Source organism: Pseudomonas sp. W22_MBD1_FP4 (genome assembly GCF_052113765.1).
Classification (GTDB): domain Bacteria; phylum Pseudomonadota; class Gammaproteobacteria; order Pseudomonadales; family Pseudomonadaceae; genus Aquipseudomonas; species Aquipseudomonas sivasensis.
Window position 1 is genome coordinate 12,579 of sequence record NZ_JBGQOI010000021.1, and the last position, 13,206, is coordinate 25,784.

The 13,206-nt window shown below is 61.5% G+C and carries 9 protein-coding genes; 6 read left to right on the plus strand and 3 right to left on the minus strand.

The features are described from left to right. Position 1 precedes the first annotated feature (1 nt). Complete coding sequence (locus ACEN2T_RS23190; protein ID WP_442117604.1) at positions 2-625, plus strand: Pr6Pr family membrane protein; 624 nt, start codon at positions 2-4, stop codon at positions 623-625. 1 nt (position 626) lies between these two features. Here the strand turns inward: ACEN2T_RS23190 and ACEN2T_RS23195 are convergent, their stop codons facing one another. Both ACEN2T_RS23195 and ACEN2T_RS23200 read right to left on the minus strand, forming a co-directional pair. After that, positions 627-1,394 carry a siderophore-interacting protein gene (locus ACEN2T_RS23195; protein WP_095183926.1) on the minus strand — a complete coding sequence of 256 codons (768 nt, stop codon included), beginning with the start codon at positions 1,392-1,394 and terminating at the stop codon, positions 627-629. Then, complete coding sequence (locus tag ACEN2T_RS23200) at positions 1,394-1,930, minus strand: PadR family transcriptional regulator (RefSeq protein ID WP_095183927.1); 537 nt, start codon at positions 1,928-1,930, stop codon at positions 1,394-1,396. Before ACEN2T_RS23200 ends, ACEN2T_RS23195 begins: the two co-directional genes overlap by 1 nt. A 496-nt stretch (positions 1,931-2,426) precedes the next feature. On the opposite strand from ACEN2T_RS23200, the gene ACEN2T_RS23205 reads away from it, so the two are divergent. The 5 genes from ACEN2T_RS23205 (at position 2,427) to ACEN2T_RS23225 (ending at position 8,126) form a co-directional block, all read left to right on the plus strand. Beyond that, positions 2,427-2,927: a CS1 type fimbrial major subunit gene (locus ACEN2T_RS23205; RefSeq protein WP_122752531.1), complete on the plus strand. Its 501-nt coding sequence runs from the start codon at positions 2,427-2,429 to the stop codon at positions 2,925-2,927. 119 nt (positions 2,928-3,046) lie between these two features. Continuing rightward, positions 3,047-5,566 carry a CS1-pili formation C-terminal domain-containing protein gene (locus ACEN2T_RS23210; RefSeq protein ID WP_122752532.1) on the plus strand — a complete coding sequence of 840 codons (2,520 nt, stop codon included), beginning with the start codon at positions 3,047-3,049 and terminating at the stop codon, positions 5,564-5,566. A gap of 216 nt (positions 5,567-5,782) precedes the next feature. Further along, a complete protein-coding gene (locus ACEN2T_RS23215; RefSeq protein WP_326490174.1) occupies positions 5,783-6,814 on the plus strand; it encodes a hypothetical protein in 1,032 nt (343 codons plus the stop codon). Positions 6,815-6,876: 62 nt separating this feature from the next. Further along, positions 6,877-7,638 carry a pilus assembly protein gene (locus ACEN2T_RS23220; protein ID WP_032891860.1) on the plus strand — a complete coding sequence of 254 codons (762 nt, stop codon included), beginning with the start codon at positions 6,877-6,879 and terminating at the stop codon, positions 7,636-7,638. A gap of 5 nt (positions 7,639-7,643) precedes the next feature. After that, positions 7,644-8,126: a CS1 type fimbrial major subunit gene (locus tag ACEN2T_RS23225; RefSeq protein WP_032891885.1), complete on the plus strand. Its 483-nt coding sequence runs from the start codon at positions 7,644-7,646 to the stop codon at positions 8,124-8,126. Between the two features lie 4 nt (positions 8,127-8,130). On the opposite strand, the gene ACEN2T_RS23230 is transcribed toward ACEN2T_RS23225, so the two are convergent. Next, positions 8,131-13,125 carry an NEL-type E3 ubiquitin ligase domain-containing protein gene (locus ACEN2T_RS23230; RefSeq protein ID WP_442117605.1) on the minus strand — a complete coding sequence of 1,665 codons (4,995 nt, stop codon included), beginning with the start codon at positions 13,123-13,125 and terminating at the stop codon, positions 8,131-8,133. Positions 13,126-13,206 lie beyond the last annotated feature (81 nt).

Sequence of the window (13,206 nt, forward strand, 5' to 3'; positions counted from 1 at the left end):
CATGAAGCGGTTTATAGCGGCGACAGCACTGGCCGGTTGGATGGGGTTGGCGATTCAGCAATACCTGATTTTCTATTCGCGCTGGTCCAGCGGCGCAAGCTTGCTGGGCGGGCTGATCAACTTTTTCAGTTTCTTCACTGTGCTCACCAACACCCTGGCGGTGGTGGTGTTGAGCTATGCCTTGGTCCAACGGGACTCGGCGGCGAAGCGGTTTTTTCTCAGGCCGGCGGTCAGCAGCGGTATCACGGTGAGCATCTTGGTAGTGGGCTTGGCCTACAGCCTGTTGCTGCGGCATTTATGGCAGCCCGAAGGCTTTCAGTTGATCGCTGATGAATTGCTGCATGACGTGATGCCGGTGCTGTTTTTGATTTACTGGTGGCGGTGCGTGCCCAAGGGCAGCCTTCGCCTCAAGCATATCGGCGCGTGGATGATTTACCCGCTGGTGTACTTCGCTTATGCGCTGCTGCGCGGGGATTTGCTCGGGCAGTATCAGTACCCGTTCATCGACGTGGCCACCCTTGGTTATCCACAAGTGTTCGTGAATGCCGGGGGGATTTTGGCGGGGTTTGTGCTGATCGCGTTGGCGGTGGTGGGGCTGGATAAAGTTATCAAGCCCCGACCTTGATTCACGCTTCTTCACTGCCCTCGGCGCGCCAGTAGCCGACGGCCTTGAGGAACGTTTCATCGACCTTGTGCGTATCCAGCAGCACCCGGCGTACCTGGCGCGACACTTTGGTTTCGGTCGCGACGAAGCTGTACAGCGAGCCGCTCGGCAGCGTCAGGTTCTGCACGGTTTCCAGCAGATCATCCTGGCCGCGAATGACCCAGATCACCTCGACATCGGCCCGGCTGTGCAGGACCTGTTTTTCTGCGGTATTCGCGATCTCGATCACCGCCAGCACCTTTCGCCCGGCCGGCAGTTCTTCCAGGCGACGACCGATGGCCGGCAGCGCGGTTTCGTCGCCGATCAGCAGGTAGCTGTCGAACATATCCGGCACGATCATCGAGCCCCGTGGCCCGCCGATGTACAGGTGCTGACCCACCTTGGCCTGCTCGGCCCAGGTGGAGGCGGGGCCGTCTCCGTGCAGCACGAAGTCGATGTCCAATTCGCCAATGTCCAGGTCAAAACGCCGTGGCGTGTAGTCGCGCATGGCCGGCTGCGGGCCGTCTCCCTTGATGCTGAACGTCGGGCTTTCCAGCGCCGCTTGCTCGGCGGCATTCTGCGGGAACAGCAGCTTGATGTGATCGTCGCTTCCCAGGCTGACAAAGCCCGCCAGTTCCGGCCCGCCCAGGGTGATGCGGCGCATGCGCGGGGTGATGTCGACCACGCGCAGTACGTCGAGGCGGCGGCGTTTGATTTCGTGGGTCACGCGGTGGATGGCTTGTGTATTCATTAGGCTTTCCCATCGGCAATGGCTTGGGCGGTGCCGTTGAGCAGCGCCGCGACACGAACGATTTCTTCCGGGCTCCAATGCCCGTGGTGCGAATGCAAGGCGTGACGCAGGTTGTGCACCGCCTCGTGGATTTCCGGCGGGCGATCCTGGCCGCGCAGCGAGCGCTTGCTCACCTCCATGCGCTGGCGAATGCCGTCGAGGGCCACCGCCTGTTCGCTTAAGAAGAGACGACCGGCGTCGGTGATTGTGTAGCGTTTTTTTCCAGCGTCGGCGTCACCGCTGATCAATTCGCTCTCTTCGAGGAAGGTCAATGTGGGGTAGATCACCCCGGGGCTCGGGCTGTAGGCGCCGTCGAACAGGGCTTCGATCTTGCGGATCAGGTCGTAGCCGTGGCAGGGCTGTTCGGCAATCAATGCCGGCAGCAGCAACTTCAAATCACCCGGGGCGAATACCCGTGGGCCGCGGCCGGCACGTTCGCGGCCTGGACGTTTCTCGAAGCCGTCACCGGGTTCACGGTGGGAATGATGGTCTCTCATTGTCATGCTCTCCTTGTGTGGATAAGACATAACGTAAGATATATCTTAAGAGATGCATAGCCACAGACGACCAACGGTCAAGTCTGGCCTATCGCACATTGCAAGCATTTGGATTGACTTCCTAGTGGTGTGGCGACCCAACTAAGATTAGAGTTGAAACTCGTACTTTCAAAGAAGCTTTTATAACTTATGTTGTTTTTACGTGCGGTGTTTTCCTACGGAATATTCACAATAAACGTTGTTGAATAATTCATGTAGTCCATGTCTTACGGAGAAAATTAAAGTTTTGGCAAAGTGCCATATTTTTCTGTATTTGCCCGCATACATTGGCTACGAAGGCATGGGAAGCAGCCTGCATACCTGTTTTTAAAGTTAGTGGATCATTCCTCTCGCGTTGCACTCACTTACGTCTCGCTGCAGCGGACCTCATTGTGTGTTGAATTCACTGTTCAACTTTCAATGGGGCACTAACTTGTCCTCAAAACAGGAACTCATCATGTTCAAGAAGTTTGCAATTGCTGCTCCATTGGCCTTTCTGGCATTGAACGCCTCGACGGCCTTCGCTGCTGGCGAAGCCAACCACACCGTCAACATCAAGGCGAATATCCCTACCACGGTGTTCCACGCGCAGCCACGTGATCCGAACTTCGGCCGCGACGAAACCCTGGCCTACAACATCGTCAGCGGTGAGCTGGCGCCGTTGAGCGCTATCTACGACCTGAAGAACACCAGTGGTTCGGTCCACGCCTACATCGAAGGCGGCCCGGCTGTTCTGTTCAACGGCAACGTCGCGCAGAACATCCCGCTGACCACCACCCTGCACGGCGTTGAACTGACCGGCACGCCAAAAGAAGTGGTGAACGAAGCCGACTCCACCCCGGGCGTGGGGGCTGAACTGCGCATCGTGGCAGCTAAGCCTACGGCCACCCAGCGTGGTGCCTACACCTCCGCTGTGGCGCTGGTGTTCGATGCGGTGCCGCCAACGCCAGCACCTTGATGGTGTAGGTGCCCACCGGGCTTTCTTGCCCGCGGGCATTTGCGTTCGGGCCGGCCGATTTTCCCCCATTGGTCGGCCTGTTTTTTATCAAGTCTCCTGGCCCTCAGAGAGTTCCTTTCATGTTCCCGATGACGCCCATCGCGGTTGCGCTTGCGCTAGTGATTTGTACGAGTGCCTTGGCCGCGCCCACGTCAGGCACCGTCACGCCTGGCAGTTTGTTGACCCAGGCTCAGGGTTTGCCTGCCGGGTTCGGCGACCATTTTTTCGACGTACCGCTGGCGGTACAGGTCGAACTGGATCAGCAACCCCTGGGGGAAGCCTTGATTGTGCTGTCCCAGGACGAACGGGTGACGCTGCTGGAGTTCACCGATACCGGCGACAGCAAAGTCCCCGCCACCACCCGAGACACCTGGCAAGCCTTGCTGGAGAGCGGCGTCGGCCTTGGCGCATGCACCCAGGCGTGCCCGCAGCAACTGGTGTCAGTGCACTACAACCTGGAAAGCTCGCTGCTGTCGATCATCACCCAGAACGTCGAACACACCAGCGACGCACCGCGTTTTCACGCGCAGCCCGAAGGCGGTAGCCGTGGTTTGATCATCAACAACCAGCTCAACCTCAACGGCGGCCAGGAAGAAAACCTGGGCGGACGTTATGGTTTGCAAGCCAGTGCCAGCCTGGGCAATTGGACCCAGGTGTTCAACTTGCAGCTGGCGCGCCAGAGTGGCGACGAAGAACAACTGCGCCATGCAATCCATGAGCTGTATACCCAGCGAGAACTGGAAGGCCAGTTTTTGCGCCTGGGCCATTTCACCCCCAATTCCGACGGCCTGACCCGGCAGTTGCGCAGCTTTGGCGCCAGCCCGGATACCGCGTTAGGCGTCATGTACGGCAGCTCCGACAGCCTGGCGATCAACAATGCCAAGGCCAGCGTTTATCCGATCTACGTCACCGCCAATCGCCAGGCCGCCGTGGAGATTTACCGTAACGGTCTGCTGATCAACACCCAGGCGGTCGCGGCCGGTTTGCAGACCCTGGACACGCGGCCGTTGCCCGGCGGCATCTACGAAGTCGAAGTGCGCCTGGTGGAAGACGGCCTCACCGTCAGCACCTCCCAAGAGCTGGTGTACAAACCCAGCAACTGGCGCAACGTCGATGACCGCTGGCGCTACAACCTGTTTGCCGGACGCGAAACCAAGCTGTTCAGCAACTGGGATGAACAGTCTTCCGGCTCGATCACCGCGGGTGCCTCGGTCAATTACCTGGTGCATCCCCGGGTGATTCTCGGCCTGTCGGCGCGGGAAGTGCGTGAGCAACTGCAATACGGCGGTTCGGTGGACTGGACGGTGGCCAACAACACCAGCCTCTACACCAACCTCTACCAGACCCGCGAACACGGCACCGGCCTGGACGTTCAGGGCCTCTACACGTTTGGCGCCACCAACCTGGTGCTCAGCCATAACCGCAGTTGGCTCGACACCCGCGACACCTTCGAGACCCTGCCCGACGGCACCCGCCTGCGGCGCAACACCTTTGTTGGCCAGACCAGTAACTCGGCACTCTCGGTGAACCACCGGGTCGACGCGCGCAATTCCTGGAACCTGCGCCTGTCCCACAGCGAGGGCAATGCCGAAGGCGCAGGGCTCGACCTGGGCTGGAGCCGCCGCGACACCTTGTGGGGCAGCGACGCCAACTGGCGTTTCTCGGTGTTCGACCGACCGGGCACGTCCGGCACCAACGACAAGCGCAACCGCGGCGTGGACCTCTCTGTGAGCCTGGCCCTGGGCGGAGATGGCCGGCAGATTTCCGGCAGCATCGGCACCCGCACCGCGCGGGACGGCGGTCGCGATAACAATGCGTCGGTCACCGTTCGCCAGGACCTCACCGACCACCTGCTGCAAAGCGTCTCGGCCACCGCCATCACCGACACCTACGGCGTCGGGTTCTCGGGAATGGCCAGTTTCGACAGTGATGTGGTCAGCGGCGACGGCTTTATCCAGCGCAGCTCGTTCAACGGCGACCTCAGCGGCGGCCTGAACCTGCACAGCACCTTCGTTGCCGGTGGCGACCAGATGCTGATGACCAGCCAGTACCAGAGCAATGGCGCGGGCATGATCGTCGACGTCGAAACCGATCTGGATGAGATCACCCTGCGTGCCGACGACTTCAGCGGCGGCGGCGCCATCCTGCGTCCTGGGCGCAACTTCGTACCGGTGGCGGCCTACAAGAGCAGCACGGTGAACTTCGACTTCGACGGCAACCACCCACCGGCGGCCAATATCCAGCCGGCGCGGACCACCTACCACCTGAACAAGGGCGGGGTGGACTACCGGAAAATCACCGTCATGAAAACCGTGTCGGTACTCGGGCGCCTGCTCGATGCCCAGGGCCAGCCGCTCAGGGGGCATCACGTGATCAACCACGCCAGCCGTGGGGTCAGCGAGGCCGACGGGTTCTTCTCCATGGAAATGAGCGCCAGCTCGCCAACCCTCGAAGTGCGCTACCGCAACCAATTGCTGTGCCAGTTCCGCCTGGACCCGGCCACCTCCGCCAATGAACAGGACGTGTTGATGATCGGTGACCTGCGCTGCACGCCGGACACCTTGGCTGAAAACACTTTCCAGACCGAGACCGCTGGTTAAGGACGTCTTATGAAAAAGCAGTTTGAGCGAAATGTGTTTGGCCTTTTGTTGGCAGGCTTATTGGGGGCGTTGTTTGCAGAGCCCGCGAGCGCGCTCAGCCAAAACATTACCGCTGTCTTCCGGCCTGATCCTGCAAACCCGATGAAAAACGACTTTGTGAACACGACGCCGGTGACGGGCATTTGTGCAGGGCACATGCCCGTGCGGTGCAAACAGATGGGAATTTTCACCATCCGGATTGATGACGCGTTTCGAGCGACCGCTATTGCGCCCATTGAGGCGTTTCACGAAGACCCGCGCAAAGGCGCAATGTGGCAAGTGCCTTCGCAGTGGCGCGATGTACAGGTCACCCATGCGCGCACCGGCGAAGTTGAGACGGTGCAAATGCGGATTGCCGGCATTGGGCACCGTTGGGATATTCGACCGAACACCAGCGCATGGGCACGGCCAGGTTTTTCCTGGCAAGGACAGTGGATGAGCGCTCCTGCCCCTTGCCAGAGCACCGGGTTCCTTACCGGCGCTTCATCCCTCGCCTTATTTTTCTGGCTGGTGCCGGAAAACGCTGGTGTGTGCAGTCGTTTTCCCGGAACCACCATCACCTATTTTCAATATCGCACTCTCGAATTCGCCTATGCGCTCAAGACCCCAAACCCGTTGGGCATGTCATCGGGTGAGTACACGGGCAGCCTGACTTACACCATGGGGCCGGGTTTGGATTTCGACTTCGGTGATGTGGTCATCCCGAATGACTCGCAACTGACGCTGAATTTTAATCTGTCGGTGGAGCACGACTTAAAAGTCGACCTCCCACCCGGCGGCAACCGCATCGAACTGATCCCCGACGGCGGCTGGCAAGCCTGGCTCAACCGTGGACGCTCGCCCACGCGGCTGTACCGCGACCAGACCTTCCGCATCGCCGCCAGTTCGCGTTTCAAGATGCAGCTGGAATGCTCGATCGTCATGGGCAACACCTGCGGCCTGCGCAATGCCAATGGCGATGAGGTGCCGTTGCAGGTCGCCGTGACCCTGCCCAGCGGCATCGATGGGCGCGGTAACCAGGCCGTGCTCAAGCGCCCGTTGCGCCTGGACGGTGACGGCACCGAACTGTTCCAGCCGCTGTTCTACGTGAACGACCGCCCGGGCACCTTGCACTTCGAGGTGTTGCGCGACGACATGGCCGACATGCTCAACCAGCCGGGCAGTACCTATTCGGGCGTGGCGACCGTGATCTGGGACTCGGAAATTTAGATCGGCCCCACTCCAACGGCGGGCCAGGCCCGTCGCAGTCAATCAACGAGGCGAAGTAAACGATGAAACAAGCAGTGTTATGGATCGGGTTGTGCCTGATGTCGCTCACCGTCCAGGCCGGGCCGCTGATCAACGTCGGGGTGGTGTACGACTACCTCGAAAGTGATCGCAGTTCCTACCTCAAGCGTGTGTTCAATGGCGGCACCAGCACCGCGTTCATCAAGGTCAACGTGTTGGAAATTGTCTACAACGCAGATGGCACCACCCGCGAAATCCCGGTGCCCTCGATCATCGATGACAAGGGCGTCACGACCAGTCGCGACGGCCTGATGGCCAGCCCGTCGCGACTGATCGTGCCGGTAAACGGCCGGCAGGGCACTCGCCTGTTGTACATGGGGCCGCGCGACAAGGAACGCTATTTCCGCCTGCGCTTTATCCCCGTGGTCCCGGAAAAAGACGACAACTTCGGTATCAGCGACGAGGAGCGCGCCGACTACAAGGATCACCTGGCGGCCGGAATCAACGTGATGGCCGGCTACGGCACGGTGTTTTTCGTACGGCCCAAGGATGCGCGGTTCGACACCCGCATCAACGAAAGGCCTGACCAATACCAACTGCGTAACGCGGGCAACAGCACCGTGGTGCTCGACGAGTTCCACGACTGTTCGGTGACCAACCCCACTGACTGCGTGCCCACCACCAAGCACCACATCCTGCCCGAGCGACAACTGACGTTCGAGAAAAAACCGGGCCGGCGCTACAGCTTCGTGCTGGTGGAAGGGCTGGATAAAAAACCGCTGAAGGTCGAGAAGACTAACGGGTGATCATGATGTTCAAGCAGCTGACAAGATTCGGTGTACTGGCGGCCTGCATGCTGGCGGGCGCACCCACCTCGGCGATCCAGGAACGTCACTCGTTCGATGTCTCGGTGACCATCCCGGTAAACGAGGCCTATGTGCTGCCGTCCGAACCTGACTGGATGGGCCAGGACCAACTGCTGGCGTGGAACCTGGTGACCTCGCAACTGAGCCGCCTGCGCAAGAACTTCGACGTCAAGCACCTCAACGGCGGCGTCGCGGCCCGCCTTGGGGCCGAGCCGTACTTGTTTAATGGGCGTAACCGTATCGACCTGCAGGTGCAGTTCAACCAGGTAGCGCTGACCCTCGACCCGGTGGAAGTGGTCGGCGCCGCTGAAGCACGAGTGGGACGCCGGGCCGAGCTGGACATCGCCGCCGTAGAGCCCGAAGGCGGCTATCGCGGCGGCGAGTACTACGGCACGGTGCACCTGGTGTTCGATTTCCTGGCGCCGTGATTGCCTACTCAGTGCTGGCCTTGAGCAAGGCTTCACGGGTCAGACGCCGCGCCAGCTCGTTATAGTCATGCTGGATATGGTCGTAGAAACCCAGCACCGTGCTGTCTGAAAACGCCTCTTCAGTAAGCACCACGCTGTACGGGATCACCAGATCGTCGGCCAGGCGGGTCAACTGCTCGCGCACACTGTCCGTCGGCCCAGCGACCCATTGCTCGTGCAATTCGAGCAGGTCCTGCAGGTGGCTGCCGGCCTCCGTGCGCAGCCTGCGCTGGGCGTTGAAGGCGCCCAGATAGGCCTCGTGCAGATAATCGCTCCAGAACGGCTGCTCCAGCAGGCCATTGATCAGACCATCGCCTTGTTGCAGCTGGCGAATGGCGTGCGCCGCTCGGTCGAGATGGGCCTGAGTGACCTGGGCCGTGTTGCGATACACCATGTGTTCAGACAGCCATGGCAGGTCCAGGCGTGCCTTCAGCCCAGTTTGATAGGCGAGGTACACCTGCACGTCATCCACCTGGCCTTGACCGATGCCGAGTGTTTGTCCCAGGCCGCCTTCGTTGATCGGCAGGGTACGGCGCCGCACTTCTTCGCGGGCCAGACGGTTGACTTGGTCCAGGCGCCAGGCTTGCCGCGCCAGTTTTACCAGGCGGCTTTCGCGCTGGAGCATAGCCTGTGGGGCGTCGTCCTTGAGGATCTGCTCAAGCAGGGTTTCGACGCCCATGCGATTGAAGATATGCGCGCCGGCATCCGCGCAATTGGGCGGCGTCGCGGCCAGGCTGAAGATGCGTTCACGAAAGCTCGGGTTCTGGTCCACCGTGAACAGCAACTGCCACACCCGGATGGCCAAATCTTCCCGCCCCTGCTGGAACAGTTGCGCGTCGATCTCGGTCTGGAACTCCACGGGTGGACGCAGCAGTTTGAACAGGTCAAACAAGCCCTGGGAGCCATGCTCCTGTTCCACGTCCTCCCAGACTTTGATGGCCTCGTCGCGCGCCTCGCCGCTCAAGCCAATCAGCCAGTATTCACGGTCGGACGGCTTGCTGCGCGGCGTGGTGCGGTAGGGATCGAAACCGAAGGCACGCCGATACGCGACCACGCGATCTTCGTCTGCCGGTTCCAGGCGGCTGCGGTCGAGCCAACTGCTGGCGACGATGCGGGCGCCCACCGAATCTTCGGCGAACGGTGGAACGCTGGTGATTCGGGTGTGGGTCAGGTCCAACTCAGGGATGGCCAGCCTTGGACTGTCGAGGCCCGCCGGCCATTGGCTGATGCCGGTCCTGCGCAAGGTCAGTCGCCGCAGTTCGGGCAGCGGGCCGATGTCCGGCGGCACGCTCATCAATGCGTTGCCCTCCAGGTTCAGCGAGCGGAGCAAGGGCAGGTGCTTGAGTGCCTCGTAGTCGTAGCGGCCCCAGCGGATCGGGTTGTCGCGCAGGTTCAGCGCGGTCAGTGCTTTCATGTCGGTCAGTTGGGACGGCACACCGGTCAGTTCATTCTCGGACAGGTCGACGATGCGCGTGGCGGGGAAATTGTCGAGAAAGCCCATTTCCTCGTCCTTCAGACGCGTGCCGCTCAGGTTCAGGCGGGTGACATGGCTGAAGTCCGCCCGCAGCGGCTCCATGTGTTGCACGTAGCGCCCCAGCACCAGATTGCTCAAGTCCAGGAGCGTGCCGCGCGGCTGTGGTTGTGGCGGCAACATGCGCAGGTAGGCGCCGTCTTCCCAGCAGCTTTGCAACTCTTTGATGATCAGCCCGCGCATGAGCAGCTCGTTTTGCGCGAGCACGCTGCCGACCGCGCCGAGAGGACGCTGTTTGCGGAGGCTGCGCAAGTCTTCGCCCAGCAACCGGTGGTCGGCCTCCAGCGTGCCCAGCAGCGCCTTACCTTGCGCAGTGTCGAGGAACGGCGAGACGCTGGCGATCTCTTCTGCGTTCAGCCGTGGGCACAGCTTGGTCAGGGTCTCTGCGGGCGTCGGTGCCGGGGCGGGTTGCCTGCGAAACAGGCGGCGGAAGGCCTCGAAGCCAGGTTTTTGCAGCAGGCGTTGGGTGCTGCGGTCGTCGGCCAGGCGCCCGGTCGGCGGTTCCAGCAGGGTGCGGCGCACGGCCAATGGTTCAAGTTGCGCCCTGAGCCAGGCCTTGAGGTTTTCACCCTGGCCAGGGCGCAAATCAACAGCCCCGTCAGGAAGCACGCGCAACAGCGCTTCGAAAAAACGGTAGTGCGCGGGCGGTGTCGACGCCGGTACCCCGTGGATCCGGTAGCGGCCCTGACCCTGGTAGATCAGGACTTTCTGTGTGGCGGCCGCCGCCGGGCCTACCCGACACCGCAAGGCGCCCTCCGGCGATTGCTCATGGATGGCGATACTCAGGTCCCCCAAAGCATCGGTGTTCAGACGCAGGAGATTGAGGACCATGCGCTCGGTGTCCGGCGTCAGCAGGGCATCGTCATGCAAGCCTTCACTGGCGTGGCTGGCGCGGATTTCGTTGGCCAGTTCCCGGGCGAGGTTTTTCAGGCGCAGAGGGATGCGCTGTTCACGGCTCATCAGGTCCAGTTCCTGGGGCGATGTGCGCAGTAGCAGCGTCGTCACCAGCTCTGCGGGCAACTGCGGGAACTGCTGTTGAATCAGTTGACCGTGAGGGGTGTCCAGCACTTCGCGTGCGCTGTAGAGGTGATTGAACATCGCAACGGTGTGTGGCGTGAGCCGATCGGCCAATTGGTTGCGCAGCGCCGCGACCCGCGCGGTTTGGGTCTCGGGCAGGGGCGAGGGCAGCAGGGCGTCGAGTTCTTTTTCGTTGAGAAACGCGAGGATTCGCTCCGGCAACGAGCCGGCCTGCACCTGCGCATGGCTGATGTTCAGGGTGTCGGCGGGCAATGCATCGGCGGCGCCATAACGCATGGCGTAGCCGCTCAGGTCCGGTTCGATGAACACGTCGATGGCTTTGTGCGACGGCCAGCCAGGTAACTCAGTGGTGGTTTGCACCGACCAGTTGGTCGGCAGCTCGGCCGGGGCGCCGGTGCGGATGCGCTGGGGTGTCTGTTCGACGTGCCGACGCAGTTGCAGGCGCTTGAGGCTGTCGGCCAGCAGTGGCGGAGGAGGGGAGCGGTCGGCATACATCATGCGCAGGGCGCCGTCGTGAGTTCCGCTGGTGGCGCAGGCTTGTGCCCGTTGCGCGGGAGTGAGGCCTTCCACCAGAAGAGGACCAAGGCGCTCGTGCAGCGCCGCGCGGTCCCAGGTGCGCGGGTCTTCACCTTCATGCAGCCAGGCGCCGTTGTCATTGTGTTCGAGTCGCGGGGAATAGGCCTCGGGGCGGGTCGGGTGCTGGATGCGGTAGGTGTCACTGGCGGCCTCGTGCGCGACCACGTAATGGCGGTCCTTCAGGCGCAGGATGCGTTGGTTCTGATGCTCGTGAAGACCCAGCGCGTCGGGCTGTGCATCGGCCGGCAATTGCAGATCATGCCGGGCATAGGGCGCCAGATCCGGGTTCCACAGGCGTGGTTGCCCGTTGACCTCGACCACCCGCAGATCATCGACGAACAGCGAGCGCCGCAACGCACCGCCCACGGCGGCACCGGCGGCAAACGTGCCCAGTTGCACCACCTCGCTGGTCACGCTCACCACATGTTCGGCGGCTTCGCGATATTGGCCCTCGGCCAGGTCGACGACCCCTTCAATGATCTCGCTGCTCAATTGATAAACGGTGTAGGCCAGCATCAACTCACCGAGAAACGGCACGAACGGCGTGATCACCATCAGGGCGGCGTTGAAGATATCCGTGATCATTTTCGTGGCGTTGTCCCACCAGGCCCAACGCTCGGCGCTGTCGGCATCGGAGGTGGACACCGCCATGCTGCGCCCGTCATTGAGGATTTTATTCAGCGCCTGCTGGTAGCGGTGTTCCCACAGGTCTGCGTCGATCCTGATGGCTGAAAACGGCAGCCGTTGGCCCAGCCCCGCAAAGAAGTGCCCGCGTCGGTTATGCCCGACAAACTCGCTGAAGAACTGCTGATAGGTTTGCTGGCCGCGTGACGGGACCGCTGCGTTGGCGTGCAGCTTGCGTGTCAGATCCGTCATGAACGCCACGCTGGAGTCGTATTCCTTGACGGGACTTTCGGGGTCATGAGGGATGTAGGCGATCAGTTTCGACACGCTGGACACGCGGTCCAGATCCGCCGCAATCAGCAGTATGCCGGCCAGTGGCGCATCCAGGATGTTCAAACGGTAGAACTGCAGCACCCCGCGCTCACCGCGCAGTGCTTGCAGCAGCACTGCGCACGCCGCGGGCCCCAGGTCCTTTTTCAGCACGGCCAATTGCGCGGCAGCCTTGAGCGCGGCCTTTTGGCTGGCAATGATGCGGGTCTTGAGCGTGGCGCGCAGGGCGAGGTCGGTCGGCAACAGATGCTGGTTCAGGTGTTGTTGATAGCGGGCGCCGAGGTTCAGTTCGCGGCACAGCGTCTTGAACTGCAGAAGGGGCATTCGCTCGGCCAGTGGCAGGATGTCGAAGTGGCCTCGGGCGTCCGGTTGGGTGATATAGCAGGAGTCTTTTTCAAAGCTTTCACCGGCGGCGAAGTTATGCAACGCCGCATCCAGCAACGACACTCTGCGGGTGGTCACCCCCTTGGAAATATCCAACGCATACCAAGGCAGTTGCGTGGGGATATACAGGTTGAGGTAGGTGGTTTTGACGTTCAGGTCCAGGCCGTGTTTTTCGCGGATGGCCTCCTGCAGCAGCGGCTCGGAAAAACCATACAGGTCCTGCACGTCGCGAAGGTGTTGGTCCACGGCGTTTTGTGCGCGCCAGCCCTCGGCATTCGCCAACTGCAGCGTGGTGTGTTGATCGGGTGAGGCGCTGGCGTACCAGTCCGGTCGGGGCAGTCTGGTGCTGTTAAACACGCTGATTCGGGCGGGGACGGCGGTGGTGAGCCAGTCGGGAATTCTATGCTGGATCAGCGCGTAATGAGGCCCCTTGTAGGGCGTTGCCAGAGGACTGGCAGAAGGGGGGGATTCGGGCATGCAATGGCGCTCGCTAAGGGATTCGAAGCCATTAGCGTATCCACTGAAGACTAGAACAAAAGCTCAAAATCCTGGGCGGTT

Coding starts and splice junctions, on each gene's coding strand:
- ACEN2T_RS23190 (WP_442117604.1), top strand. CDS start 2: ATGAAGCGGTTTATAGCGGCGACAGCACTGGCCGGTTGGATGGGGTTG.
- ACEN2T_RS23195 (WP_095183926.1), bottom strand. CDS start 1,394: ATGAATACACAAGCCATCCACCGCGTGACCCACGAAATCAAACGCCGC.
- ACEN2T_RS23200 (WP_095183927.1), bottom strand. CDS start 1,930: ATGAGAGACCATCATTCCCACCGTGAACCCGGTGACGGCTTCGAGAAA.
- ACEN2T_RS23205 (WP_122752531.1), top strand. CDS start 2,427: ATGTTCAAGAAGTTTGCAATTGCTGCTCCATTGGCCTTTCTGGCATTG.
- ACEN2T_RS23210 (WP_122752532.1), top strand. CDS start 3,047: ATGTTCCCGATGACGCCCATCGCGGTTGCGCTTGCGCTAGTGATTTGT.
- ACEN2T_RS23215 (WP_326490174.1), top strand. CDS start 5,783: ATGGGAATTTTCACCATCCGGATTGATGACGCGTTTCGAGCGACCGCT.
- ACEN2T_RS23220 (WP_032891860.1), top strand. CDS start 6,877: ATGAAACAAGCAGTGTTATGGATCGGGTTGTGCCTGATGTCGCTCACC.
- ACEN2T_RS23225 (WP_032891885.1), top strand. CDS start 7,644: ATGTTCAAGCAGCTGACAAGATTCGGTGTACTGGCGGCCTGCATGCTG.
- ACEN2T_RS23230 (WP_442117605.1), bottom strand. CDS start 13,125: ATGCCCGAATCCCCCCCTTCTGCCAGTCCTCTGGCAACGCCCTACAAG.